Source organism: Micromonospora sp. D93, from assembly GCF_018070365.1.
Taxonomy (GTDB): domain Bacteria; phylum Actinomycetota; class Actinomycetes; order Mycobacteriales; family Micromonosporaceae; genus Micromonospora; species Micromonospora ureilytica.
In genome coordinates, this window is sequence record NZ_JAGPXW010000009.1 from 38,167 (window position 1) to 63,746 (window position 25,580).

The following is a 25,580-nucleotide window of genomic DNA, read 5'->3' on the forward strand; positions in this document are numbered from 1 at the left end:
GGGATTGTTTAATAGCCCAACGACTGCCTGAGCAACTATAACCGCAACAATATTCCCCGTGTCAAGCACTGGTATGATGAACGGGTGACCAACGTCTTCGACGATCCCCGGATCACCGCCGTCGGCCTACTCTTCGAGGCACACGCCGGGCTGTCAGCCCGGTTCAACGCCCAACTCGAGGAGCACGGCCTCTCCGCGGTCGAGTTCGAGGTCATCACCCGACTGGCCCGCTCGCCGGGCAACCAACTACGCATGACCGACCTCGCCGCACAGACCTCACTGTCCACCAGCGGAGTGACCCGCGTGGTGGACCGGATGGAGCGCGACGGGTTACTCACCCGCCGGGCCTGCCCGAACGACCGACGCAGCTCGTACGCGGTGGTCACCGCCACTGGGATGCAACGCCTCAACGAGACGCTGCCGGGGCACCTGCAGATGATCGAGCAGTGGTTCACCGGGCAGCTCGAACCCAAGGCGCTGGCGGCCCTCCTCGACGGCTTGCGCCGGGTCCGCGACGCCGCGCATCCGTGCGCCACCGCCGGCAGTGACGACGTCAGCCCGGAGCACATCGCCAACACCGACACCGCCAACCGACGGCACTGAGAAGCACCAGTTGCCGGGCGGCGGCAGAAAGACCGGCAGAACTGGCCCAGCCAAGCTGGAGGATTCGGTCCAAGCCGACTTTCTGCCATCGCGCCGGTGGCAGGCTTCCTGCACCGGGGATCACCGGGGGGTGACGGCGCGGGCGATCAGCGAGGGGTAGCACCAATGGGGGCTCTTCGCCCGCGCCACTCTCCCGTTGCGGGCACGCGCAGGCACGCACGGGCACCCGATTCGTCGCGACTACCGAGTCGGCCCACCCCGGGCGGCGATCAGCGCGTACAGCAGGCCCGTCTCCTGCGGCAACAGCCGGACGCCGCTCTCCACACAGACCCGGTCCAGTCGATCGAGCACCGCCGGGTCCGCAGTGCTCGCGGCCAGTCCCACCAGCGCCTCCACCACGTCGCGGCGATCCTGCCCCGCATTGTCGGCGGCGGCGGCGAACCACTCGGCAGCCAACTCCCGGTCGCCCCGGTGCAGCGCCAGGTTCCCCTCGATCAGCGCACAGAGCCCGACCTCCGGCCCGCCCCAGGCCAACGCCGCATCGTCCGAGCGTGGTCGCGGCACGGTCGGACGCGCCGGCAGCGCCTCCGCGCCCCCGGCGCGTAACTCGGTCAGCACCTCGGTCGCCTCCGCGACCCGCCCGTCCTGGGCGAGCGCCAGCCCGACGGTCCCGAGCACCCGACGGCGGCGGCCGGGATCACCCAGCTCGGACAGTGCCGCGATCGCCCTCTGGCCACGGTCGATGGCATCCGCGTACCAGCCCTCCAGGCGGGCGACCTCAGCGCGATTGGCCCAGCCCAACACCCGCAGTCGCTGCTCCCCGCTCTCGGCGGCAAGGCGGTCCACAGCGGCGAGCCGGCGGCGGGCCGCAGCCAGGTCGCCCGCGCGGATCTCGTGCCAGGCGAGGCTGTTCTGGGCCACCGCCAGGTCCCGGGTCCGACCATTGCGGGCGGCCAACCGCAGCAACGCCTCGGCCTGCTCGCGAGCCTCGTCCTGCCGCCCGACGGAGGTCAGCAGGGTGCCGAGCACGTTCCGCGCCTCCAACTCCCCGGTGACGTCGCCGGCCTGCCGGAAGGTGTCCAACGCCGCGCGGGCCGTCGACAGTTCCTCGGCGCCCGCGCCGTGTTCGGCGGCGAGCCGGGCGACCCCGAGGGTGGCCCAGCCCCGCAGGAGAGGATCGGCGTCCGCGGTCCGGGGGTCCGCCAACAGCCGTCGCAGCCACTGTCGCCCGGCGACGTCGCGTCCGCGGAACCGCCACCAGCGGGTCAGGCATGCCGCCAGCCGCAGCGCGGTCAACGGGTCGTCGGTAGCCGCGTGGGTCAACGACGAGCTGATGTCACTGCTCATCTCGTCCAGCCGGCGCACCGCTTCGGGTAACCGTGGGCCGACCAGGTCGGTGGCGGTCCGGGCCACCAGACGCGCGACGACCTCCGCATGTCGACGCCGGATGCAGGTCAGCTCACCCCCACCGGCCGCCTGCTCGACGGCGTACTCACGGACCGCGTCGAGCAGCCGGAACCGGAACGAGCCGGTTCCGCGTACGCTCAGCAGCCCCAACTCGACGAAGCGGTCCAACAGCGGAACCGGATCGATCGCCACGGTGCCGTCCCGGTCGGCCTCGTCGGCGAGCATCTCCTCGGCCAACTCGACCGACCAGCGGTTACCGAAGACAGCCAACTGTCGCAGCGCGGCCCGCTCGTCCGGCGCCAACAGGCGGTAGCTGAACGCCACAGCGTCCCGCAGGGTGACGGCGACCGTCACCGCCGCACGGGTGTCGGGTCCGCCCGTCCGGCTATCGAGCGCCTCCGGTGCGTCCCAGCCCGGGTGGGCGGACGTGTCGGCGGGAGTGGCGAGGTCGAGCACCCGGTCGCCGTACCTGTCGAGCAGTTCGGTGAGGTCGAGGAGTCGGCCCCGGGCGGCCATCAGCTCGATGGCCAACGGCAGCCCTCCCAACCGGCGGACCAACGCGGCCAGCGCCGGCACCTCGGCGGGGGTGGGCGGTTCCCGGCGGACCTGAGCGAGCCGGGCGGTGAACAACGCCACCGCCGGCCACGATTCGAGGCCGCCGTGCTCGGCCTCCGGTGGTGGGACGTCGAGTGGCGCGACCGGCCAGACCCGTTCACCGGGTAACCCGACCGGGTGCCGCCCGGTGACCAGCACCCGCAGCGAGGGCAGTGCGCCGATCAACCGGTGCACTGTCGCGGCCACCGGGCCCGGGGCGCGCTCCACCGCGTCCATCACCAGCAGCGCCGGCCGCCCGGCGAGCAGGGCCACGAGTTCGGACAGGCGCGCCACGCCGAGCACGGACATCGAGGCGGCGAGCACGTCCGGACCGTCCGACCCCTCGCCGACCAGCACCCCGGCGACACCCGCCGGGTGGTCGGCGGCCACCAGGTGCGCCACCGACGTCGCCAGGGCGGTCTTGCCGACGCCTGCCAACCCGACGAGGCTCACCAACCGGGGTCCTCGATCCGCGGTCAGCATCCCGGCCAGCTCGGTGAGGTCACGCTCCCGGCCGATCAACGCGACCGGCGGCGGAAGCGCGACCGACGGGTCCGGGGGTGCGTCCGCCGTCGTGGCGTTGCCGCTGACCGCGAATGTCGTCGAGGTGGCGCCCGGCGGGGCCGGTTCGGCACCGGTGCCGCGGGCCGCGGCCAGGAACGCCGCCCGGCTCGTGCCGGTCAGTGCCAACGCTCCGGCGAGCAGCTCGACGGTGGTGCGTTGTGGTCGGATCGACCGGCCACGCTCCAGGTCACGGACCGTCCGCACACCCACCCCGGCCCGGGACGCCAGCTCGGCCTGGGTCAGGCCGGCGGCGCGGCGATGCCCGCGGAGCAGCTCCGGCAGAGTGGTACGTCCAGCCGGGCTCCGCGACCGGTCATGATCCGGAGTCATGGGCACGAAGAGTACGGATCGACCCCGACCGTCGGCAGTCGAACGTCGGGCTACTGACGCCCGTTCGCCGAAACCCGACAGCCGTACGGACAGCCCGTCCGGGACGACTGGCCGATCAGCTCGGCGGGACCACTCAGAGGCCCAGATCCCGAGCGATGATCATGCGCTGCACCTCACTGGTGCCCTCACCGATCTCCAGGATCTTGGAGTCCCGCCAGAACCGGGCGACCGGGTACTCGTTCATGAAGCCGTACCCGCCGTGGATCTGGGTGGCCTCCCGGGCGTTGTCCACAGCGATCGTGCTGGCGTGCAGTTTGGCGATGGCGGCCTGCCGCTTGAACGGCTCGCCGGCCAGCATCCGCGCGGCGGCGTCGTAGTACGCCAACCGAGCGGTGTGTGCCTTCAGCTCCATGTCGGCGATCTTGAACTGGATGGCCTGGTTGACGCCGATCGGCTGGCCGAAGGCGTGCCGCTCCTTCGCGTACTTGATCGACTCGTCGACGCAGCCTTGGGCGAGGCCGACGGCCAGCGCGGCGATGGCGATCCGGCCCTCGTCGAGGATCCGCAGGAACTGCGCGAATCCCCGACCCCGATCGCCGAGCAGGTTGGCCGCCGGGACCCGGCAGTCGTCGAAGGTCAGCTCGTGGGTGTCCGAGGCGGTCCACCCCACCTTGGAGTAGCCGGGCGCGACCGTGAACCCGGGCGTGCCGGTCGGCACGATGATCGTCGACAACTCCTTCGAGCCGTCCGGGTTCGTGCCGGTCACCGCGGTCACCGTGACCATGGCCGTGATGTCGGTCCCCGAGTTGGTGATGAACGCCTTCGACCCGTTGATCACCCATTCGTCGCCGTCCAGCACCGCCCGCGTCCGCGTGCCGGCGGCGTCCGAGCCGGTGCCCGGCTCGGTGAGACCGAAGCCGGCCAGCGCCTCGCCGCTGAGCAGCCGGGGAAGCCAGGTTGCCTTCTGCTCCTCGGTGCCGAAGCGGTAGATCGGCATCGCGCCCAGCGAGACCGCCGCCTCCAACGTGATGGCCACGCTGGAGTCGACCCGGGCCAACTCCTCCAGGGCCAGGCAGAGCGCGAAATAGTCGCCGCCCATGCCGCCGTGCTCCTCGGCGAAGGGCAGGCCGAACAGGCCCATCTTGCCCATCTGCCGGATCACCTCGTACGGGAACGTGTGCTGCTCGTAGTGCTCGGCGATGACCGGGGCGACCACCTCGCGGGCGAATTCCCGCACGCTCTCGCGCAGCGCCTCTTGTTCGTCGGTGAGCCGGAAGTCCATCTCATCCTCCTGTAAGGACGGTCCGCCTCGGCGCTCGTGACGCCGGGGGCGGGTCGCTGTGCGGGCCTGAGTCGATGATCAGACCGGGGTGACGCCGTGCCGACGACGGGAGAAGTGCCGATCCTTGGTACGCGCCGCCGCGAATCGACGGACCAGCTCGGTGCGCAGGTCGTGCGGCTCGACGATGGCATCCACCACCAGCTCGCTGGCGAGTCGGACGACGTCGATGTCCTGCTCGTACTCGGCTCGCTTGGCGGCGACGAAGGCGGCCCGCTCGTCCTCGTCCGGAATGGCGGCGATCTTGTTGGCATAGACCGCGTTCACGGCGGCCTCGGCGCCCATCACGGCGATCTTCGCGGTCGGCAGCGCGATCGTGGCGTCCGGCTCGAACCCGGGGCCGGCCATCGCGTAGAGACCGGCGCCGTACGCCTTGCGGACCACCACGCAGATCTTCGGCACTGTCGCCTCGGAGATCGCGGTGATCATCTTGGCGCCGTGCCGGATGATGCCCTGCTTTTCCACCACGCTGCCGACCATGAAGCCGGGCACGTCGCTGAGGAACAGCAGCGGCACGTTGAACGCGTCGCAGAGCTGCACGAACCGGGTGGCCTTGTCGGCCGAGTCGACGAAGAGCACGCCGCCCTTGAACATCGAGTTGTTGCCGACCACGCCGACGACCTGACCGTCGAGACGGCCGAAGCCGATGGTCAGCTCCTTGGCCCAGAGCGCCTGGATCTCGAAGAACGAACCCTCGTCGAGCAGGCCCTTGACGTACCGTCGCATGTCGAACGCCTGCCGCTCGCTGGCCGGCACCAGCGCGGCAAGGTCGGCCTTCGCGGGCGCGGCGACCGCCGGCGCGGTCGGCGGCTGTTGCGTCCAGTTCGCCGGCAGGTACGACAGGTAGGTCTTCACGACGTCGAGCGCGTCGGCCTCGGTCTTGCAGAGGAAGTGCCCCACGCCGGATTCGGCGGTGTGCACCTTCGCCCCGCCCATCGCCTCCAGGGTGGTCTTCTCGCCGGTGACCATTTCGACCATGCGGTCGGAGCCGAGATACATGCTCGCGTTGCCGTCGACAAGCGCCACCACGTCGCAGAACGCCGGGATGTACGCCCCACCGGCGGCGCTCGGACCGAACAGCGCGCAGACCTGCGGGATCGAGCCCGAGGCGCGGACCTGGTTCCAGAAGATCTTGCCGGCACCACGCCGGCCGGGGAAGAGATCGACCTGGTCGGTGATCCGGGCGCCGGCCGAGTCGACCAGGTAGACCATCGGCACACCGGCGCCGTACGCACGCTCGATGATCCTGATGATCTTCTCGACGGTGCGGGCGCCCCAGCTGCCGGCCTTGACCGTGGAGTCGTTGGCCATCAGACAGACCTGTCGGCCGTCGATCGTGGCGGTGCCGGTCACGACGCCGTCGGCGGGCAGCCCTTCGGCGAGCGCGTTGGCGTAGAGGCCGTCCTCGACGAACGAGCCCTCGTCGACCAGGAGCGCGACCCGCTCACGGGCGAAGAGCTTGCCCTTGGCCGCGTTGGCCGCGTGGTATTTGTCCGCGCCGCCGGACCGGGCCCGCTTGCGCAGCTGCTCCAGTGCCTCACCGTCGAGCGTCACGCCGACTCCTCCGCCATACTGACCTGAACGATCGTTAGGCTAGCGCATGAGCGCGACTGTCGGCGACCTACGAGCGAACCAGACAGTCGAGCCAAGAGCAAGACATTGAAAAACGTGAATACATATCGCTAGGCTCCTGGCACCCCTCCTCCCAGATCGGAGTCAGCGATGACCTCACGACTCAATCGGCTCGCCGTCGCCCTGCTCGCGACGACACTCGCCACCCTCGGCATCACGGTCGCCAACCCGTCGCCCGCGTCCGCCGCCATGACCATCTGCTACAACACCAGCCAGGCGGGAAGCTACGCCAGCGTCGCCAACCAGGCCGCCTCGATCTGGAACAACGCCACAGTCAACCTGACGCTCTCCGCCAACTGCGGCTCCAACCTCCGGATCTACCGGATCACCGGCGGCGGCTCGTACGCACAGCGGACCAGCCTCGGCAACGGCCGGGTCTACATCGACACCCAGCAGGCCGCCCAGTACAGCGTGCTGCGGATCATGACCCACGAGATCGGGCACATCCTCGGCCTGCCGGACAACTACAACGGGAACTGCGCACTGCTGATGTCCGGCGGCAGCGCCGGCACCAGCTGCACCAACGCGTACCCGAGCACCGCCGAGGCGAACCGGGTGAGCAACCTCTTCGCCGGTACGTTCAGCGCCACCGACCGCAGCGCGGACATCTTCCGCGACAGCTGGCCGAGCGTGCTCACTCCCGTGGGCTGATCGACCTGGCAGGTGGGAGGGGCCGGCGCACCCGCCGGCCCCTCCGTCGCGTCCTCAGCTCGGCAGCGGCGTCAGCCGGGTACGCGGACCGGCCCGCAGCACACCTGACGGAAGCTTCTTGCCGAGCAACTCCTCGGCCAACTCGGCCACCTCGATGAGCGCCGGCAGGTCGATGCCCGTGTCGATACCCATGTCGTGCAGCATGTGCACCGCCTCCTCGGTGGCCAGGTTGCCGCTCGCCCCCGGCGCGTACGGGCAGCCACCGAGCCCACCGACGCTGGCGTCGAACTCGGTCACCCCCAGCTCCAGCGCGGTCAACAGGTTGGCCAACGCCGTACCCCGGGTGTTGTGGAAGTGCAGCAGGACCGGCACGTGCGCGTTGCGGTCGCGTACCGCTGTCAACAGCTCGCGGACCCGGCGCGGGGTGCCCATGCCCGTGGTGTCGCCGAACGCGACCCGGTCCGCGCCGTCGCGGACGACCCGGTCCACGATCCCGGCCACCCGCTGCGGGTCGATGTCCCCCTCGTACGGGCAGCCGAAGCTGGTCGCCACGATCACCTCGACCCGCGCCGAGGCACCGTGCAACAGGTCGATCAGCTCGGCGATGTCGTCCAGCGACTCGTCGGTGGACCGGTTGACGTTGCGCCGGTTGTGCGTGTCGCTTGCCGAGACCACCACCTCGATCTCGGTGAATCCGGCGGCGAGGGCCCGCTGGGCGCCCCGGGTGTTCGGCACCAACGCGGAGTACCGCACCCCGTCGGCCTTCACCGCCCGCTGCCACACCTCGTCGGCGTCGGCCATCTGCGGAATCGCCCTGGGGTGCACGAACGACACCGCCTCGATTCGGCGTACGCCGGTGCCGGAGAGGGCGTCGAGCAGCCGCACCTTGGCGTCGGTCGGGATCGGATCCTCGTTCTGCAACCCGTCCCGCGGCCCAACTTCACGAATCGACACGGATTTCGGCAGGTCCGTCACGGGGTCACCTCACTGTCTGCTCTGTTGCGGCAACGGTAGCGACACCGGCACGCGTCGTCGGAAGTCATGCCGATCTTGCACTTACTGTCCCGACTCAAGGGGCATTCCGCGCTTTTCGGCGACCGAAACTGCAAGATCGGCGCGGGTGGGGGCGTTCTCGGGTCGTGGCGGTCAGCGCATGCGGGAGACGATGCCTGTGTCGTAGGCACCGGAACGGAACTCCTCGTTGTCCAGCAGCTCGGCGAAGAAGGGGACGTTGTTCTTCGGGCCCTCGATCTGGAAGGCGGCCACCGCCTCCTTCGCGCGATCGAGCGCCTCGTCGCGGGTCACGCCGCTGACGATCAGCTTGGCCAGCAGGCTGTCGTAGAACGGGGTGACCGTGTTGCCCTCGGTGTAACCGGAGTCCACCCGGACACCCTCACCCGCCGGCTCCACCCACGTCCTGATCACACCGGGGCCGGGCAGGAAGCGCTTCGGGTCCTCCGCGTTGATCCGCATCTCGATGGCGTGCCCACTCGGGGTCAACGCGTCCGGGTCGAACGTCGGCGCCAGCCCGGAGGCCACCCGCAACTGCTCCTCGACCAGGTCGATGCCGTAGACGTACTCGGTCACCGGGTGCTCCACCTGCAACCGCGTGTTCATCTCCAGAAAGAAGAACTCGCCCGAGCTTGCGTCGAGCAGGCACTCCACCGTGCCCGCGTTGCGGTAGCCGACCGCCTCACCGGCCCGCACCGCCGCTGCCAGGAGACGGGATCGCAGCTCCGGCGAGACCGCCGGCGACGGGGACTCCTCGACCAGCTTCTGGTTGCGCCGCTGCACCGAGCACTCCCGCTCGCCGAGCGCCACCACCCGGCCATCGACCAGACCGAGGATCTGCACCTCGACATGCCGTACCCGGGGAAAATACCGCTCGATCAACACCGAACCGTCGCCGAACATCCGCTCGGCGAACGCGCGCACCTTGTCGTACTCGGTGCGCAGCGCGGCCTCGTCGACGGCCACGCCCATGCCCATGCCGCCACCGCCGGCGGCGGCCTTGACCATCACCGGGTAGCCGATCTCGGCGGCGGCCGTCACCGCCGCGTCCAGGTCGGCGGCCGGGTCGGTGGTGCCGGGCGCGACCGGAACGCCGGCCGCCGCCATCAGGTTCCGGGCGTTGATCTTGTCGCCCATCGCGGTGATCGCGTCCGCGTCGGGTCCGACCCAGATCAGGCCGCTCGCCTCGACGGTACGGGCGAACTCGGCGTTCTCCGACAGGAAGCCGTACCCGGGGTGGATGGCCTGCGCGCCCGTCGCCCTCGCGGCGGCGAGGATCGCCTCGGTGTTGCGGTAGCTCAGTGCCGGGTTCGGTGGGCCGATGAGGACCGCCTCGTCCGCCTCGGCGACGAACGGCAGGTCGGCGTCGGCCTCCGAGTGCACAGCGATCGCGCGAATGCCGAGCCGCTTGGCGGTCCGGATGATCCGGCGTGCGATCTCGCCCCGATTGGCGACCAGCAGTGACTCGATCATGTTTCCTCCCGGCGTCCGGATGGTGGGACGATGTCAGGGAATCATGACCGGCACGGTTCTGACGAGTCGGCTCAGGCAAGCAGCGCGGCCACTGTCGCACCGCGCAGCAGCTCGGCGCGGCGTCGCCTGTCCACCTCGCCACCGAGGAACGGCGTCGAGTTCATCAGGCCGAACGCGGCGTGCGCGAGCACCCGCGCCTCGCCGTCGGGCATGCCCGGGTGCAGCGCGGTGAGCACTGTCACCCATTCCTCGACGTAGAGCCGTTGCAGGCGACGGATCCGCCGCCGCGGCTCCTCGGGCAGGCGGTCCAACTCGTGCAGGTGCAACGCGATCACCGCCGGGTTGGCCAGCGCGAACTCGACGTGGTAGTCGATCAGCGACTCCAGCACGCCGCGCGGGTCGTCCGAGCGCCCGGCGGCGCGTTCCCGCCCACCGGCCAACAACCCCTCACTGACCGGAATCAGCGCGGCGGCCAGCATGGCCTCCTTGCCGGCGAAGTGGTGGTAGAGCGCCGGACCGGTGACTCCGGCGGCCGCGCCGATGTCGTCCATCGACACGCCGTGATAGCCGCGCGCCGCGAACAGACCTACCGCGATCTCCAGGATCTCGTCCTTGCGGGACCTGCGCCGGCCCGCACCCGCCGCACCCCGTGCCTGCTGCTCCACCGTCACCGGGCAAGCCTAGACCGCAAGGAGCCCACGATGGTTGCCGGTCAGTTCCGCCCACCCCGGGCCGGGCCGCCCCTGAACTGGCCAGGGGCGGCCAGCACGATTCAGTCGTCCTCGTCCAGGTCGTGCTCCGCGCGCAGAGCGGCAGCCTCCGCGGGCCGATCGAGCAGATCCAGCACCCGAGCCAACAGCCAGGCCGTCTGGCGGACCTGCCGCGATGCGGCCGGCAGCCCACCGAGTACGCGACGCAGCAGCGGCTCCGCCTCGGCCGGCCGTTCCAGGCGCAGCAGCAGCTCACCGATGAGGGCTTCCACCTGGGCGGCCTCACCGAACGCCTCGATCGACCGCAACCGGTCCGGCACCCCGGTGAGCCGGCCCAACGCCTCGTCCGGTCGGTCCTCCCCGGTGAGCACCCGCGCTCCGGCCTCGGCCGCCAACGCCAGCTCGTACAGCACCGGCGGCTCAGCCTGCCCGGCCAGCTTCGCCGCCAACCCGTCCACCACCTCGACGGCGCGCAACGCCGCGTCCCGGTCATCGGCCCAGAACCAGGCGTACGTCTCCCGCCGGCGGGCGCGCAGCTCGTCCAGCGGCAGGTCACCGAGCCGGTACGCCTCAGCCGCAGCCGCGAACCGCTCGCCCGCCGCCGCGTCCCGATCGGCGTCGTAGAGGATCCCGCCGGCCTCCTCCAGCACCTGCGCCCGGTGCGGAAGGTTGTCCGGTCCATCCAGATTGCTGGCCAACTGCTCCAGCAGAGCCAACGCCGGGTCGATCTCACCAAGCCCGGCGTAGACGCCGGCCAGCAGGTGCCGGCAGCGGTCGGCCTCCGCCTGGGCGCCCAGCCGATCCAGACCGAGCACGGCCTCCTCGGCGACCTCGGCGGCCTCGGCGAGCCGGCCCACCATCCGGTACGCGTTGGCCAGCTCCCACCGCAGGAACGCGTCCCCCTCGGCACCCCGCTCCACGCACAGCGTCACCGCCTCGACGAAGTCGTCCACCGCGTCGACGGCCCGGCCGGCCGACAGCAACGCCCGGGCGCGGGTGACCCGGACCGGCAGCTCCGCCTCCGGCGGCGCCGACTCCAACGCCTCGTCGCAGGCGGCCACGGCATCCGCCGGATCGTCGACCAGCCGCGCGTACGCCAGGCAGGCACCCGTGACCACCTCGCCGACGCCCAACTCCCGGCCGATTCGGCGGGCCTCGTCGACGGCTGCGCGGGCCTCGTCGACGCGGTCCGACTGCTCCAGCAGGTGCGCCCGGTGCAGCGCGATCCGGGCCGCCAGGTGCCGGTCGCCGCCCGCGTCGGCCGGTACCCGGTCGAGCGCGGCGAGCGCGTCCGCCCAACGCTCGCTGTGCAGCAACGCCAACGCCACCCGGTCGTATCCGGCCGCCCGCTGCCGGGCGTCGCCGAGCCGGTCCAGGACCTCGGCCGCCTCCCGGACCAACAGCAGCCCTTCCTCGCCGTCGTCCTCGGACTTGGTCAACAGCACACCGAGCCGCCCGGCGACCGTCTGAGCGGGCACCTCCTCGCCCGCCTCCCGGTACAGCTCCAGCGCCGCCCGATTCAGCTTGATCGCACCCTCGATGTCGTCCTCGTCGCCGCGCTCCGACGCCCGCAGCGCCAGCCGGTGCGCGGACGTACGGGCGGGCAGCTCGGCGGAGCCGAACCGCTCATCGAAGGCGACAAGCGCCGCCCGGAAGGCGACCCGGTCGTGTCGGCCCCAGCTCTCCTCCGCGAGGTCCAGCAGATCGTCCGGGCCGGCGTCGGCGGGCAGGGTCACGGCGGGTCGTTCACCACTGCCCGTTCGCGCCCGGTCGGCGGACGACGTCGACGCGCCCCGCCCGACGATCGGCTCGTCCCCGACCGGACGGGTCGGGCGGTTCGGTTGGCGGCGGACACTCGCCGACAGCGGCACATGTTCCCCGCTCGCCCGCACGGCCAACCGGCGGGCGATCCACTCGGACTGGTGGGTGGTGCCGTTACGGGCGTCGAAGCGGGCGGCCAGACCGCCAGCGGTCTCGGCCAGCTCGTCCGCCAACGACGCCGCCGACACCTCGGCGGCCGGCCGACCCTCGGCAGCCCGGCGGTACACGGTCGACGGGCCGGCCTGGCGCAGCGCGGCGGCGGCCACGGCCGCGAAGTGCATGGCGGCGGCCGGCGACGGCGGCCGGTCCAGCCAGTCCAGGTGCCGCTCGACCAGCTCGACCGCCCGCGCCTCGTTGCCGGTCAGCGTGCAGAACTCGACGTGGTCCGCGATGTCCCACAGGTCGGCGAGGTTGCCACGCAGCCGGCGGTACGCCTCCCGGTGCGCGTCCCGCGCCTCCTCGCCGCGCCCGGTGCGCAGGTACGGCACGAGCAGCGCGGTGAGGATCGCCTGCGGCTGCTCGGTGCAGCTCAGCCGACCGGCGAGCACCGGCTCGGCCAGCGCCACCGCCTCGGCGTCCCGCCCGGTGTCGGCGAGGTAGCCCACCTGGCTCGTCGGATCACAGCCGGCGCAGTCGGACAGTTCGTCGCGCGGGGTGGTCTGCCAGAGCCGGTACCAGTGCGCGGCGGCCTCGACGTCGCCCACGTGCTCGGCGACCCGGAACCGGTGCTTGTGCACGGCCTGCAGGCTGTGCCCGCCAGCCCGGTAGCGCCGCTCCATGTCGTCCAGCACCGCGTACGTGCGGTCCAGTGGCACCTCGGGGAACTTCAGCAGACCGGAAACCATGTACTTGAAGTGCCACAGCAACTGGTGCAGGTGGCGCTGGTGGTAGGGCTGCGGGTCCCGGTCGAACTCGGACAGGCACCAGGAGAAGGTCACGAAGGACTTCGCCGGCTCGCCGCCGTAGATGTAGCCGGTGGTGGCCTGCATCCGGGTGACGAACGCGAGGTGCCGGTCGTCGGCGGCGTCCACCCGGCGCAACAGTTGCTCCAGCGCGGCGATCTGCCCCGCCCCGTACGGCATGTCGGCGATGCCGTGCAGCACCCGCCACAGATCCTCGTCGCTCATGCTCACTCCCGTCCCGGAACAGCCCGGCCGAGCAGGCCGAGGAAGGAATCGTTCAGCAGCGCGGCGTCGGCCGCGCGGATCGGATGGTGGCCGAGCAGCAGCGCCTGCCCGTACAGCGCCTCGATGGCGAGACCGACCAGCTCCGGGTCGCTCAGCATGGTCACCCGTCGTACCAGCGGGTTGCGGTGGTTGAGCACCAACTGCGGACGGTCCGGCGGGGCGGTGGCGGCGAGCGCGTCGAGCACCCCACCCCACAGCTCGTCGGCCCGGTCCCGGCTGGCCGCGAGCTGGTCGTTGAACGCGGCCGACCGGCTGACCAGGTACAGCGCGGGCAGCGAGACCGGGTCGTACGCCCGAATGACCACCTCGCAGCCGGACCGCTCGACGGCCCGCTGCGCCGCCGCGAGGAACTGTCGCATCGCCAACTCCACAGGCGGGTCGAGCGCGTCGAACCGGGTGGTGAGGTCGCTCGGCTCCAGCCGCTCGATCAGCACCGAGCGGTCCACCACCGGCAGCCGCTCGATCAGCTCGCTGTCGTACGTGTAGCCGGCGTTGACCACCGCCAGGTCCTGCGCGGCGGCCACCGCGGCGAGCTGACGGAACTCGTCGAGGCTCGCCGCGTAGCGGACCACGCCGTAGCGCTCGCGAAACTCGGCGAGGGTGAGCGTGTCGACGTTGGTGTCCATGGGCCACCACCTGTCGACCAGCCGGAGCATCTCGTCGTCGTGCAGCGCCAGGGCCTTCACGCCGAGGTGGTGCACCTGGAGGAACTCGGCCAGCCGGTGCGGGTCGTGCCGCGCCAGCCGGACCAGCCAGCCGCGCACCTGGTCACCGAGCGCCTCCCGGGTCGCCGTCAGCAGGGTGTCCTCGTAGAGGGCCTCCCGGCTGGCGGTCGGGCGCAGCTCGGTCGCGTCCACCACGCAGTGCGCGAAGAACGCCCACTCCGGCAGCAGCCCGTCGGCGTTCTCGGTGAGCAACATCCGCTTGAGGTAGACGCGGTGCCCGGCGCGGGCCGCCGGGTTCACCGGGGTCGGCAGGATGACGGCGACGCCGGTCAGCCCGGCCTCCGGCACGGAGAGCGGCAGGACGTCGAACGGGTCCACGCCGAGCGTCTCCCGGGCGTACCGGATCAGTGCCGCGCGGTCCAGCGGCGCACCCGGCGTGGTCGGCCACGGCGGTTCCCCGGTGGTGGTGACGACGTCGCCGACGCGAACGGTGACCGGCAGCAGCGCGCCGAAGAGCCGAGCCAGGTCGGTGACTGTCGGGGTGGTGAACCACTGGTCCGCGTCGCGGCGGGGCACCAGCGTGACAGTGGTGCCCGGCTCGGCGCGGGCGGCCTCCGGCGGGGCCACCGTCACCGCGTAGCGGCCGTCGGCGTACCCGGTCCAGCGCACCGTGGGGTTGTCGCCGTGCCGGGTGAGCACCTGGATCTCGTCGGCCACCAGGAAGCAGGAGAGCAGGCCGATGCCGAACTGGCCGAGGAACTCGTGCCGGGAGAAGCCCAGCTCGTCGCGCTTCGAGCTGCGGCCGATGGTGGCCAACAGCTCGTGCACCTGCGCCTCGGTCAGACCGATGCCGGTGTCGTGCACCCGTAGCGTGCCGTCGCCGGTGCTGTCCGGGGGTTCGATGCGGACCAGCGCCGGCGCGTCCGGCTCGTCCCTACGCCGGGCGGTGATCGCGTCCACCGCGTTCTGGAGCAGCTCGCGAACGTAGACCCGCGGGCTGCCGTAGAGGTGATGACTGAGCAGGTCAACCACGCCACGTAGGTCGACCTGGAAAGTGTGGTCCACGCCTGATTTCTCCCCGGTCCCGATGCCGGCGCCCACCGTACCCATGATCACCGACAGGCGCGGTCCCCTTTCGCCGGACGGTTTGACCCTCGACCCGGTCGAACCGGCACGGTCGCCGGCATGACTTCCTCCGCACTGGGCCGGGACTTCCGGCTCCTGTGGTCCGCCGCCGTCTCGTCCCGGTTCGGGGACGCGCTGCGTACCCCGGCTCTGGCCCTGTTGGCCGCGAGCGTGACCCGCGACCCCCGGGTCATCGCGGCGGTCACCGTGGCCGCGCAACTGCCACCACTGCTGTTCGGCCTGCTCGGCGGCGTGTACGCGGACCGTTGGGACCGTCGGCGGACGATGGCAGTGGTCGACGGGGTACGCGCTGCCGTGGTGGCGGCGCTGGCCGTGGTGGTCGCGCTCAACCGGGTCAGCGTCCTGGTGCTGCTGGTGGTGGCGTTTCTGCTTGCCGCGTTGGGCACCCTCTTCGACTCCGCCTCGTTCGCGCTGCTGCCCTCGTTGGTGCCGCCGGACGCACTGCCCCGGGCGAACGGTCGGCTCCAGGCGGGGTCAGCGGTGGCCGGTGGCTTCCTCGGGGCGCCCGCCGCCGGTGTCCTGTTCGCCGTCGCCCCGGCTCTTCCGTTCGCCCTCGACGCCGTCACCTTCGCGGCGGCGGCCCTCCTCGTGCTGGCCCTCAGCCCACCTCCCGTGATGCGTCCGGGGACGGCACGGCGGCGCGGTTCGGTGTGGAGCGAGATCGTCGAGGGGCTGCGCTGGCTGCGTGCGCACCGGACCCTGTGGAGGGTCACAGTGCTCACCGCCGCGAGCAACCTGGCGATCAGCGGAATCATGGCGGTGCTGGTGCTCTACGCGCTGGACGTGTTGCGGGTGCCGCCAGCCGGGTACGGGCTGTTCGCCGCCGCCGCCATCGTCGGTGGCGTGGCGGGGGCCCTCGGAGCGGCTCGGCTCGCCGCCTGGCTCGGCACGGTGCCGGCGCTGCGCGCGGTGCTGGCCGTGGAAACCGTGGCGCTGACCGGCTTCGCGCTCGCTCGGCATCCGGTGCCGGGCGGGATCGCGCTGGCCGTCTTCGCCGCCGGCACTGTGGTGTGGAACAGCCTGTGGGCGTCGTACGGGCAGCGGCAGGTGCCGAGCGAACTGCTCGGTCGGGTCGGTGCGGCCCAGCGGATGGTCGGTCTGCTCACCGCACCGCTCGGGGCGGCGCTCGCCGGGCTGGCCGCCGCGTCGTACGGCACCGCGCCGGTGATGGCCACGGCGGCGGGGACGTTCGCGCTGGTCACCCTCGCCGCCTGGCGGTCCACGCTCGAACACGTCCGCCAGGGCGGTGCCGAACGCCACCACGACCCCCACAGCTCCACCGTCATCTGACAGCCGACCCAACCTTTTCCCACCTCCCGTGCGTCTGCCAGATGACGCGTACAGCGCGACGGCCGGGAGGGGGGCGGATGGCACCGACGAGGGACGACGGACGCGACGGCTACCTCGCCTTCGTGGAGAACCACCAGCACCGGCTGCTCCGCGCCGCCTACCTGATCTGCGGCAACCAGCATCAGGCCGAAGACCTCCTCCAGGACGCGCTGTTGAAGCTGGCGCTGCGCTGGTCCTCGGTCCGCAACGGCGACCCCTCCGCGTACGTGCGGGCCATCCTCTACCGCGACTCGGTGTCCTGGTGGCGTCGCCGACGGCGGGAATGGCTCAGCGCCGCGCCGCCGGACCAGGTGACCCACGACCGTGACGGCGCCCTACGGCTGACGATGCACGACGCGCTGGGCCTGCTGCCACCACGGCAGCGGGCCGTGCTGGTGTTGCGCTACTACGAGGACCTGACCGAGGTCGCCACCGCCGAGGCGCTCGGGGTGACCGTCGGCACCGTGAAGAGCCAGTGTCATGCCGCGCTGCGCCGACTCCGCGAGGTCGCCCCGGACCTCGCCCGCGATGCCCGACCGAGCCGGGGCCCGGCCGATCTGGCCAGCGGTCTGGAGGTGAACCCGTGAACGAGCAGGAGTTGCGCCAACTGCTGACTGTCAGCGTCGAGGACGTGCTGCCCAGCCAGCCGGCCACCGCCGGATGGGATCGGGCTCGGCGTACCCGGCGCACCCGGCGGGCCGTCGCAGTGGTCGCCCTGGCCGTGGTGCTGGTCGGTGGCGGCACGGTGGCGGCGCTGCGACCGCCCACCGACCCGGCGCCGGTCCCTCCGGTCGGCCCCACCGTCGACCCCTCCCACGCGGGTCCGGTGCAGAAACCCCCCGCCGAGCTGACCTACCCGCCCGATCCGTTGGCCCGGCTGAGTAACCCGGCGACCGTGCCGCTCTCCGAACGACCGGTCCAACGGGCACTGGCGCTGTTCCAACCGCTGAATGAGGAGAATCACGCGGACGGTCCGGTCCGGGTGCTCGGCAACGACGGTGTGGTGCGCAGCCTCGACGTGGTGACGCCGACACCGACCCGGGACGCCAGCGGCAACGAGGCTCCCGCCCTGAAGCCGGGAGTGCTGTCGCCGGACGGCCGGTCGGCCGCGTTCGCGCAGAACAAAGAGCTGATCATGGTCGACCTCACCACCGCGGCCGTCCGTCGGATACCGCTCGACGGCTACCTGGAGTTGGTGGTGTGGGCGCACGACCGGGTGCTGGTCGGGAGCGAGGACCGGACGTACGCGGTGGACCGGGTCACCGGGGCGGCCAGCACGACCGATGTGTCGATCTGGGAGTTGATCGCACCCGACCCGGCCGCCGGCCGCGAGGCCCCGTTGATCGACGTGTACGGGGAGCGGACCAGCCTGAAGCTACGCAGCCTGACCGCCCGGGAGGGCGAACTCCGTACCGAACAGCCGGTCAACGCCTCGGCGCTGCCCTCGCCCTACCAGGTCAACGAGTTCTACGGCCGGGGCTGGCTGCATGGCGAGCGCCTGGCGCGGGCAGCCTGGATCACCAACAGCGAGATCGACGGTGCCGAGGCTGCCGCAGTGCTGGACGCGCGGACCGGGGCCGTGCTCCACCTGCTCGACCTGGGCCGGGAGCGCGGCAAGGGCTGCTGCGAGGTGCTGGGCTGGGACAACAAGGGCGCGGTGCTGCTCCGGCTGGAACCGGCCGCCCTGGCACGCTGGAATCCGGAGACCGGCGAGGTCACCGGCGTCGTCCGCGACCTGCGCGGCGTGATCGCACTCGCGGGCTGACCACCGCGGCGGCGTCGCCGCTTGACCTTCGGGTCAAGCGGCGAGGCCGGCGGGTCAGTCAGACGGTCAGGCCGCCGGGTTGGTCGCCCTTGACGACGGGTGCCCGGACCAGGTTGCCCCACTCGGTCCACGAGCCGTCGTAGTTGCGCACCTGCGGGTAGCCCAGCAGGTGCCGCAGCACGAACCAGGTGTGGCTGGACCGCTCGCCGATCCGGCAGTACGCGATCACGTCGTCGTCGGGGCTCAGCCCGAGCTGGTCGGCGTAGATCGCCTTCAGCTCGTCGGCGGACTTGAACGTGCCGTCCTCGTTGGCGGCGGACTTCCACGGCTTGCTGACCGCGCCCGGGATGTGCCCACCGCGCAGCGCGCCCTCCTGCGGGTAGTCCGGCATGTGCAGCATCTCGCCTGTGTACTCACCCGCCGACCGGACGTCGACAAGCGGCCGGCCGGAGGCGATGTGCGCCATGACCTGCTCACGGAAGGCACGCAGCGGCGCGTCGTCACGTAGCGGCACCGGATAGTCGGCGCGCGGGCGAGCCGCCTTGTCGCGGGTCACCTCGCGTCCCTCGGCGATCCACTTCTGCCGGCCGCCGTCGAGCAGTCGCACATCGGCGTGGCCAAAGAGCGAGAAGACCCAGAGGGCATACGCGGCCCACCAGTTGAAGTTGTCGCCGTAGAAGACGACAGTGTCGCCCCGGCCGATGCCCTTCGCGGCACACAGCTCGGCGAAGCTCTCGGCGTCCAGGTAGTCCCGGGTCACCTGATCGTTCAGCTCCAGGTGCCAGTCGACCTTGACGGCACCGGGAATGTGACCGGATTCGTAGAGCAGCACATCCTCGTCGGACTCGACGACGACGAGACCCTCGTCGCCCAGATGCTCGGCCAGCCACTCGGTGGTGACCAGCCGCTGCGGGTCCGCGTACGACTGGAGGCGGGGATCGGGATCGTTCGGCACAGACATGATCCCCAAGGTACGCCGTTCAGGCCCGGCGGTGGACGATCCGACCGGCGACCACCGTCACCAGGCAGGTGCCGTCGACGCCGTGCACCGCGAGGTCGGCCCGCCCGCCCGGACGCAGCGTCGGCGCCACGGCGATGGCCAGCACCAGCAGGTCGCTCCGCTCGGCGGCGGCCCGCAGCGCCGGGTCGGCCAGGTGTTCCACAAGCACCGCCGTCACCCCGGTACGCAGCAGCGCGTGCACCCGCTCACGCGGGGATGGCGCGGGCGGCAGCGGTCTGTCGTGCAGCAGACCCGGCCCCAGCGTGCCGGGCCAGCGGCGAACCCGCGCGCCGACGTACGCCGCAGTCAGCTCGGCCAGCGGGCCGACGCCCTCGATCCGGTCGCCACTGACCAGCACGGCGTGCTCAGACACCGGCTCGCCATCCCGGTCGCGGCGTAGCAGCGCCGCGGTGTGCAGGGTGAGCACGCTCAGTCGACGAGCGGCCCGAGTTGCGGGCGCTTCGCCGTCACCGTGTCGCCGGACGACCGACCGGTCAACCGCCGCTTCACCCAGGGGGCGAGGTACTGACCGGCCCACCGCAGGTCGGAAGCGCGGGCGGCCAGCCACGGCGACGGCGCCGGGTGCGGCGGAACCATCAGCCACTCCTCGTCGCAGCCAACCCCGAGGGCGTTCAACACCTGCCCGGCGACCCGCCGGTGGCCGGCCGGGGAGAGGTGCAACCGGTCGGTGCTCCAGAGCATCGGATTGAGGAACGTGTCGTCGGCGTACAGGTCGACCATGATCGCGCCGTGCCGCTCGGCGGTCTCACCGACCGCCTGGTTGAGCAGCTGCACCCGGGGAGCGACGAGGCGCTGGCCGGGCAGTCGGGCCATCACGTCCGCGAACCGGAAGAGGAGCACGTCCGCGCCGCCCGAGCGTAGTTGCCGGACCACCTCGTCGAAGCGGGCGACAAGCGTGTCCGGGTCGAAGGTGCGCCGCAGCACGTCGTTACCACCGGCCGCGAAGCTGATCAGATCCGGCTTCATCGCCACGGCGGAGGGCACCTGCTCGGCGACCACGCTGGGGAAGAGCCGGCCCCGGATCGCCAGGTTGGCGTACCGGAAGTCGGGCCCCGCGTCGGCGGCGAGCCGGGTCGCCACCAGGTCCGCCCAACCCCGGAAAGTGCCGTCCGGGTACGCGTCGTCCATACCTTCGGTGAAGCTGTCCCCGACCGCGACATAACTGCGCCAGCGCACCCGCGCCTCCCTCACGCCACTCGTTGCCTGCGCCGGCCAGTCTGTCACCGCAGGAACGCCTGGCACCGCCCCGATTCCACGACGTGTCGGAGGTCATTGCGCACACGACGGGCGGAACCGGCCACCCCCGTGAGTGGCCGGTCCCTCGTACCCGGTGACAGCGCACCGGTGGATCAGCCCAGCAGCGTGCCCCACCGCTGGCCGGCGGGCACCGACGTGCTGGCCAGCACCCGGCCGCTGGCGGCGTACCGGACCAGCCGGGATGCCGATCCTTCGTCGGCCGGCGTCGCCGTCTTGACCTGGACCACCAGGCCGCCGTCGGCCAGGACGACCCCGTCGATGGCTTCGCCGTGCCCGGTCGGCTTCTTCCACGCCGGGTCCAACGGCGCCAGCTCGGTGACGGCCCCGCTGACGGCGTCGAGCCGGTAGTTGCGGAACCGCCAGCCGCAGCCACACCCCCCGGGGCTCGTCGTGTGGGCGCTGATCACCAGCGTCCCGCCGTTGGCGGAGATTGCCGCCACCCCGCCGATGACGAGGCCGGCAGGGATGCGTGGGCTGATCGAGCGCGTGTTGCCACGCTCGTTGCGGATGCGCACCGTTCGATCGGTGATCTGGGCGATCCATCCACCGGACACCGTCGGGCACTTCGCTTGGTGGGTGGCGAGCACATTCCGCCCGGTCCCGTCGGCGTTGACCGCGATGAGGGTTATCTCCTTCTCCCGGCCCAGGCCGTACAGCACCCGACCGGAGTCGAGCCAGCTCGGCGCGCAGCTCTGCTGGCCCTGGGTAGCGATGACCTGCCGCTTCGTGCCGTCGAACCCGCTGATCACCAGCCGATCGGCGGACTCTTCCAGCCAGGCCGCTCGTCGACCGTCCGGCGAGATGGCGAGCGGGCTGATGATGGCCTTGCCGTTGTAGGGGCGTCCCGAACGCACCACCTGCCACTTCCCATCAGGGGTACGCCGCCAGATCCGGGCCGGCTCGTTCTGCTTCTGGCCGTGCTCCTCTGCGGTGTACCAGGTCAGCTGCGGCCACTGCGTCGAGTCGACCGCCGGGCGGGCAGGCGCGACGGCCGGAGCCGCATCCGGCACGGAGCCGCCCGTGCCGGCGGCCGGGGTGTCGCCGGTCGCGGGGATGGCTGTGGCGGTGGCCGTCTCGGCCGGAGCGGGCGCTGCCTTCAGGTCGGCGGTGCCGCAGGCCGCGGCACCGAATGACAGGAGCAGCAGGGCGGCCGTACCGGCGAGTGCGCCGGAGCGGCGGATCGAGGCGGGACGGGTGGTGTGGGTGAACGGGCCGAGGTTCATCGTTTCCATCCTTTGTGGAGGCTTTCAGTGCCTGACACCACCCAAGACGAGCGCCTGGCCGTGGCGAGTTGCCGCCGCAGCGCGCTACTACCGGACAGTCGGATCCGCTCGCACCGGCAACCTTTTCCGCAGTTCACTGACCGTGATCAACACCGACTCGCTGGCGGTGCGCAGACGCCAAAAGGGCGGGCCACCCGAGGGTGACCCGCCCATCTCGCGCCGATCGTCAGTCGACGACAGCCAGGATCTGCTCGTCCTTCAGACTCGCCGGCTCGGCGGTCTCGGAGACCTTCTTCCCGTCCTCGTCCACCAACAGCACCGCGTACCCGCTGCCGTCCTGGACTCGCACGACCATGGAGCCGTCCGACTGGAAGTAGACCTGCCGTAGGGTGCGCCCACCCAGTGGCAAGGTGACCTGGTTGCCAGTACGGGTATCCAGCACCGCGTTGGCCCACAGTTCACGAGCAATGTCGCCGGACTCCTCGCCGGGATTCCTCCGCAGCAGAGCAATCCGAGAGCCGTCCGAGGACAGGCTGGCAATGTCGTGGCTGCGCCAACCGTTCATGGAGAAGCCGGGGACAACCCGCTTCTTCGTGCCGTCCGCGGCATAGAGGGTGATCCCGACATCGACGGCCATGGCGATGGTCCGACCGTCCGCCGACCAGAGGGCGTGACAGCCGCCGGGCCGCCCGGGCCACCAGGTGACTGGCTTCTTGTCGCTGCGGGTGTCCAGCACTCCGTGCCGACCGGACTCACCCGTCCCCATCGCCTCCACGAACAGCAGGTGCCGCCCATCCGGTGACCAGACCGGGGAGCAGCTGCTTGCCACGTCCGAGCGCATCTCCTGCCGGTCGGAGCCGTCGGCGTCGGCGACGACGAGGGTGCTTTCGTTGCTGTCGTCTGTCTCGACCCAGGCCACCCGTTGGCCGTCCGGCGAGACGCTCGCGTTGCCCTTCGCCGCGAGCTCGGGCAGAGCCAGCAGACGCACCGGGCTGTCGCCCGGGCGCCAGGACCTCAGGTTCGCCGTCTCCGCGTCGGTCACCGTGGCGGGGCCGTAGAAGAGCTTGCCGAACTCCACGGTCGGGGTGTTCGTGCCGGTCCCGCCGCTGGGTGGGGCGCCGGGCGTGTCGTCGGCGCTGGTGGACGGCGTCGGGGTGGGAGTCGGCGTCGGCGTCGCGGTGACCGACGGGGTGTCAGCGGGCAGCGGGCTCGGGGACTGGTCCGGTCGGATGGCGAAGGCGGTGCCGGCCGCCGCGGCGATCAGCACCAGCGCGGCTGCCGACGTGGCCACCGCCCGTTGGATACCGAGCCGGTGGGACGTGCGCAGCGTACGGTCCCGCAGGTCGACCGAGGTGACCTCGTCGGCCAGGGCGGTCAGGTCGAGCCGGAGGCGCTGGTCGTTCATCGGGTACTCCCTTCCAGGACGTACAGCTCGGCGAGTTCGGGCGCGACGGCGCGCAGCCTGGCCAGTGACTTGGCCGTCTGGCTCTTCACAGTGCCGATCGTGACGCCGAGCAGGTCCGCCGCCTCCGCCTCGGTGCGGTCCTCGAAGAACCGCAGCACCAGCACGGCGCGTTGCTTCGGGGAGAGCTTCGCCAGTGCCGCCCGCAGGGTCAGCCGCAGGCTGGTCTGGTGGGCGTGGTCCGGGGCCGAGCCGCCTCCGCGTGGCTCGGGCAGGTCGCCCGGCATCGACTCGGGTACCCGGCGCCGTCGCCACCAGGACACCTGTAGGTGGTACATGGTCTTGCGGGTGTACGCCTCGGCGTTGCCGCTGTGGTGCAGGCTGTTCCAGGATCGGTGGGTCCGGGCCAGGGCCGACTGGACGAGGTCCTCGGCCAGGTGCTGGTCGCCGGTGAGCAGGTAGGCCGAGCGCAGCAACGCCGGCGTGCGGGTACGGACGAACGAGTCGAACTCACTCAGCAGAGGGTCCACACGGGCCAATCCTTCAGGTCGGGGTACGAGGGCTTGGTGTCCTTGCAGACGCCAGCAATGGCGCCGATGGTTGCCGGCGACGGGCGCGGCTCGGATCGAAATGGATCGCTCATCATGCCGCACCGCCCGTAGGCTGCGCGGATGCTGCTACGCATGTCGACCCTGTTGCTGCGGACCCTGCGCGAGGATCCGGCCGACGCGGAGGTGCCGAGCCACCGGCTGCTGCTGCGCGCCGGCTACATCCGTCGTGCCGCACCGGGCGGCTACACCTGGCTGCCGTTGGGCAAGCTGGTGCTGGATCGGATCACCGAGGTCGTACGCGCCGAGCTGATCGCGATCGGCGACCAGGAGGTGCACTTCCCGGCGCTGCTGCCCGCCGAGCCGTACCGCACGAGCGGCCGGTGGACGGAGTACGGCGACGACATCTTCACCCTCGCCGACCGGCGCGGCGCCGAGCACCTGTTGGCGCCCACCCATGAGGAGATGGCGGCGCTGCTGGTCAAGGACCTGTTCACGTCGTACCGGGACTTCCCGGTGACGCTGTTCCAGGTGCAGACGAAGTTCCGCGACGAGGCGCGGCCGCGTGCCGGGCTGCTGCGCGGCCGGGAGTTCCTGATGAAGGACGCGTACTCCTTCGATCTGGACGAGGCGGGGCTGCGGGACGCGTACGGGCGGCATCGTGCCGCGTACCAGCGGATCTTCGACCGGTTGGGTCTGGACTACGCGGTGGTGCACGCGATGTCCGGCGCGATGGGCGGCTCCGCGTCGGAGGAGTTCCTGGCGGCGACGCCGGTCGGTGAGGACACCTTCGTCGGCTGCGTCTCCTGCGACTACGCGGCCAACACCGAGGCGGTGGCCACCCGTGCGCCGAGCGCCGGTGACCCGAGCGCGCAGCCGGCCGTCGAGGTGCACGACACTCCGGAGACCCCGACGATCGCGAGCCTTGTGGAGTTGGCAAACGCCCGCCGGTTGGGCGGTCGGGACGGCTGGACCGCCGCCGACACCCTGAAGAACGTCGTGCTGTCCGTCCGTCAGCCGGGCGCCGACCGGGCCGAGCCGCTGGTGATCGGGCTGCCCGGTGATCGGGAGGTCGACCTGAAGCGGGTCGGTGCCGCGCTGCATCCCGCGCAGGTGACAGTCTTCGACGATTGGGCCGACCATCCGGAGCTGGTCCGCGGCTACATCGGACCGCAACTGCTCGACAAGCTGGGCATCCGTTACCTGGTAGATCCTCGGGTGGTGACCGGGTCGGCGTGGCTGACCGGGGCGAACGAGCCGGGCCGACACGCGACCGACGTGGTGTGCGGACGGGACTTCACAGCCGACGGCACCATCGAGGCGGCCGACGTCCGCGCCGGCGACCCCTGCCCGGACTGCGAGGCAGGTGAGCTGACCATCCGGCGGGGCATCGAGATCGGGCACATCTTCCAGCTCGGCCGCCGCTTCACCGACGCCTTCGCGGTCGACGTGCTCGGGCCGGCCGGCAAGCCGGTCCGGCCGACAATGGGCTGCTACGGCATCGGGGTCTCCCGGGCGGTGGCGGCCGTCGCCGAGCAACACCACGACGACCGGGGGCTGGTCTGGCCGGCGGCGATCGCGCCGTGTGACGTACACCTTGTGGTTGCGGGCAAGGGCCCGCAGCTCGACGCGGCGCTGGAGCTCGGCGGGCGCCTCGCCGCCGCCGGCCTGCGGGTGCTTGTCGACGACCGCACGCACGTCTCGGCCGGGGTCAAGTTCACCGACGCCGAGCTGATCGGCATCCCCCGGGCCGTCGTGGTCGGCCGCCGACTCGCCGAGGGGTACGTCGAGCTGCGCGAGCGGGCCGGTGACGGGCGCGCCGAACTGCCGCTGGACGGTCTGGTGGATCGACTCGTCCACGAGGTGCGCCAGGAACGTGCGAGCCTGGTGTAGCTGCCACGT

General features: G+C 71.6%; 20 protein-coding genes. 6 read left to right on the forward strand and 14 right to left on the reverse strand.

What is annotated here, in order from left to right; translation table 11 throughout:
• The first annotated feature begins 84 nt into the window (after window positions 1-84).
• The gene (locus KBX71_RS13040) at window positions 85-603 is read left to right on the forward strand and encodes a MarR family winged helix-turn-helix transcriptional regulator (RefSeq protein WP_124816183.1); all 519 of its coding nucleotides are present in this window, start codon (window positions 85-87) and stop codon (window positions 601-603) included.
• 240 nt (window positions 604-843) lie between these two features.
• Here KBX71_RS13040 and KBX71_RS13045 read toward each other — a convergent pair whose 3' ends face one another.
• The 3 genes from KBX71_RS13045 to KBX71_RS13055 form a co-directional block, all read right to left on the reverse strand.
• Entirely contained in the window at window positions 844-3,498 is a 2,655-nt protein-coding gene (locus tag KBX71_RS13045) for a helix-turn-helix domain-containing protein (protein ID WP_210818185.1), read from the reverse strand.
• A 133-nt stretch (window positions 3,499-3,631) separates the two neighbouring features.
• A complete protein-coding gene (locus KBX71_RS13050) occupies window positions 3,632-4,780 on the reverse strand; it encodes an acyl-CoA dehydrogenase family protein (RefSeq protein WP_210818186.1) in 1,149 nt (382 codons plus the stop codon).
• A 78-nt stretch (window positions 4,781-4,858) separates the two neighbouring features.
• Entirely contained in the window at window positions 4,859-6,391 is a 1,533-nt protein-coding gene (locus KBX71_RS13055) for an acyl-CoA carboxylase subunit beta (protein WP_210818187.1), read from the reverse strand.
• A 168-nt stretch (window positions 6,392-6,559) separates the two neighbouring features.
• Here KBX71_RS13055 and KBX71_RS13060 point away from each other — a divergent pair, with 168 nt between their 5' ends.
• Window positions 6,560-7,120, forward strand: a complete 561-nt coding sequence (locus KBX71_RS13060) for a snapalysin family zinc-dependent metalloprotease (protein WP_124816175.1) — start codon at window positions 6,560-6,562, stop codon at window positions 7,118-7,120.
• A gap of 54 nt (window positions 7,121-7,174) precedes the next feature.
• On the opposite strand, the gene KBX71_RS13065 is transcribed toward KBX71_RS13060, so the two are convergent.
• The 5 genes from KBX71_RS13065 to KBX71_RS13085 all read right to left on the reverse strand — a co-directional run bounded on the left by KBX71_RS13065 (window position 7,175) and on the right by KBX71_RS13085 (window position 15,052).
• The gene (locus tag KBX71_RS13065) at window positions 7,175-8,086 is read right to left on the reverse strand and encodes a hydroxymethylglutaryl-CoA lyase (RefSeq protein ID WP_247683414.1); all 912 of its coding nucleotides are present in this window, start codon (window positions 8,084-8,086) and stop codon (window positions 7,175-7,177) included.
• A gap of 180 nt (window positions 8,087-8,266) precedes the next feature.
• Window positions 8,267-9,604 carry an acetyl/propionyl/methylcrotonyl-CoA carboxylase subunit alpha gene (locus KBX71_RS13070; protein ID WP_210818189.1) on the reverse strand — a complete coding sequence of 446 codons (1,338 nt, stop codon included), beginning with the start codon at window positions 9,602-9,604 and terminating at the stop codon, window positions 8,267-8,269.
• A gap of 71 nt (window positions 9,605-9,675) precedes the next feature.
• Entirely contained in the window at window positions 9,676-10,275 is a 600-nt protein-coding gene (locus KBX71_RS13075) for a TetR/AcrR family transcriptional regulator (RefSeq protein WP_124816169.1), read from the reverse strand.
• A 101-nt stretch (window positions 10,276-10,376) separates the two neighbouring features.
• A complete protein-coding gene (locus KBX71_RS13080; RefSeq protein WP_210818190.1) occupies window positions 10,377-13,262 on the reverse strand; it encodes a hypothetical protein in 2,886 nt (961 codons plus the stop codon).
• Between the two features lie 2 nt (window positions 13,263-13,264).
• The gene (locus tag KBX71_RS13085; RefSeq protein WP_210818191.1) at window positions 13,265-15,052 is read right to left on the reverse strand and encodes an HSP90 family protein; all 1,788 of its coding nucleotides are present in this window, start codon (window positions 15,050-15,052) and stop codon (window positions 13,265-13,267) included.
• Between the two features lie 120 nt (window positions 15,053-15,172).
• Here KBX71_RS13085 and KBX71_RS13090 point away from each other — a divergent pair, with 120 nt between their 5' ends.
• The 3 genes from KBX71_RS13090 to KBX71_RS13100 all read left to right on the forward strand — a co-directional run bounded on the left by KBX71_RS13090 (window position 15,173) and on the right by KBX71_RS13100 (window position 18,227).
• Complete coding sequence (locus KBX71_RS13090) at window positions 15,173-16,423, forward strand: MFS transporter (protein ID WP_210818192.1); 1,251 nt, start codon at window positions 15,173-15,175, stop codon at window positions 16,421-16,423.
• A gap of 77 nt (window positions 16,424-16,500) precedes the next feature.
• On the forward strand, window positions 16,501-17,049 hold the full coding sequence (locus tag KBX71_RS13095; protein WP_210818193.1) for a SigE family RNA polymerase sigma factor: 549 nt from the start codon (window positions 16,501-16,503) through the stop codon (window positions 17,047-17,049).
• Entirely contained in the window at window positions 17,046-18,227 is a 1,182-nt protein-coding gene (locus KBX71_RS13100; RefSeq protein ID WP_210818194.1) for a hypothetical protein, read from the forward strand. The genes KBX71_RS13095 and KBX71_RS13100 overlap by 4 nt, the downstream gene beginning before the upstream one ends.
• A gap of 58 nt (window positions 18,228-18,285) precedes the next feature.
• Here the strand turns inward: KBX71_RS13100 and KBX71_RS13105 are convergent, their stop codons facing one another.
• The 6 genes from KBX71_RS13105 to KBX71_RS13130 all read right to left on the reverse strand — a co-directional run bounded on the left by KBX71_RS13105 (window position 18,286) and on the right by KBX71_RS13130 (window position 23,660).
• Window positions 18,286-19,188: a sulfurtransferase gene (locus KBX71_RS13105; RefSeq protein WP_210818195.1), complete on the reverse strand. Its 903-nt coding sequence runs from the start codon at window positions 19,186-19,188 to the stop codon at window positions 18,286-18,288.
• Window positions 19,189-19,207: 19 nt separating this feature from the next.
• On the reverse strand, window positions 19,208-19,654 hold the full coding sequence (locus KBX71_RS13110) for a hypothetical protein (RefSeq protein WP_210818196.1): 447 nt from the start codon (window positions 19,652-19,654) through the stop codon (window positions 19,208-19,210).
• Between the two features lie 2 nt (window positions 19,655-19,656).
• Window positions 19,657-20,424, reverse strand: a complete 768-nt coding sequence (locus KBX71_RS13115) for an SGNH/GDSL hydrolase family protein (RefSeq protein ID WP_210818197.1) — start codon at window positions 20,422-20,424, stop codon at window positions 19,657-19,659.
• Window positions 20,425-20,597: 173 nt separating this feature from the next.
• A complete protein-coding gene (locus KBX71_RS13120; protein ID WP_210818198.1) occupies window positions 20,598-21,728 on the reverse strand; it encodes a hypothetical protein in 1,131 nt (376 codons plus the stop codon).
• A 226-nt stretch (window positions 21,729-21,954) separates the two neighbouring features.
• Window positions 21,955-23,133, reverse strand: coding sequence for a PD40 domain-containing protein (locus KBX71_RS13125; RefSeq protein WP_210818199.1), 1,179 nt, complete (start codon window positions 23,131-23,133; stop codon window positions 21,955-21,957).
• Window positions 23,130-23,660 (reverse strand): SigE family RNA polymerase sigma factor, encoded by a 531-nt coding sequence (locus KBX71_RS13130; RefSeq protein ID WP_210818200.1) that lies wholly within the window; start codon window positions 23,658-23,660, stop codon window positions 23,130-23,132. Before KBX71_RS13130 ends, KBX71_RS13125 begins: the two co-directional genes overlap by 4 nt.
• A gap of 141 nt (window positions 23,661-23,801) precedes the next feature.
• Between KBX71_RS13130 and KBX71_RS13135 the strand changes: the two genes are divergently transcribed.
• Complete coding sequence (locus KBX71_RS13135) at window positions 23,802-25,571, forward strand: proline--tRNA ligase (RefSeq protein WP_210818201.1); 1,770 nt, start codon at window positions 23,802-23,804, stop codon at window positions 25,569-25,571.
• Window positions 25,572-25,580: the final 9 nt, after the last annotated feature.

What these genes read in the sequence shown, in the direction of transcription:
- KBX71_RS13070 (WP_210818189.1), bottom strand. Translation starts at nt 9,604, where the DNA reads ATGATCGAGTCACTGCTGGTCGCCAATCGGGGCGAGATCGCACGCCGG.
- KBX71_RS13125 (WP_210818199.1), bottom strand. Translation starts at nt 23,133, where the DNA reads ATGAACGACCAGCGCCTCCGGCTCGACCTGACCGCCCTGGCCGACGAG.
- KBX71_RS13135 (WP_210818201.1), top strand. Translation starts at nt 23,802, where the DNA reads ATGCTGCTACGCATGTCGACCCTGTTGCTGCGGACCCTGCGCGAGGAT.
- KBX71_RS13095 (WP_210818193.1), top strand. Translation starts at nt 16,501, where the DNA reads ATGGCACCGACGAGGGACGACGGACGCGACGGCTACCTCGCCTTCGTG.
- KBX71_RS13090 (WP_210818192.1), top strand. Translation starts at nt 15,173, where the DNA reads ATGACTTCCTCCGCACTGGGCCGGGACTTCCGGCTCCTGTGGTCCGCC.
- KBX71_RS13050 (WP_210818186.1), bottom strand. Translation starts at nt 4,780, where the DNA reads ATGGACTTCCGGCTCACCGACGAACAAGAGGCGCTGCGCGAGAGCGTG.
- KBX71_RS13060 (WP_124816175.1), top strand. Translation starts at nt 6,560, where the DNA reads ATGACCTCACGACTCAATCGGCTCGCCGTCGCCCTGCTCGCGACGACA.
- KBX71_RS13045 (WP_210818185.1), bottom strand. Translation starts at nt 3,498, where the DNA reads ATGACTCCGGATCATGACCGGTCGCGGAGCCCGGCTGGACGTACCACT.
- KBX71_RS13105 (WP_210818195.1), bottom strand. Translation starts at nt 19,188, where the DNA reads ATGTCTGTGCCGAACGATCCCGATCCCCGCCTCCAGTCGTACGCGGAC.
- KBX71_RS13120 (WP_210818198.1), bottom strand. Translation starts at nt 21,728, where the DNA reads ATGAACCTCGGCCCGTTCACCCACACCACCCGTCCCGCCTCGATCCGC.
- KBX71_RS13080 (WP_210818190.1), bottom strand. Translation starts at nt 13,262, where the DNA reads ATGAGCGACGAGGATCTGTGGCGGGTGCTGCACGGCATCGCCGACATG.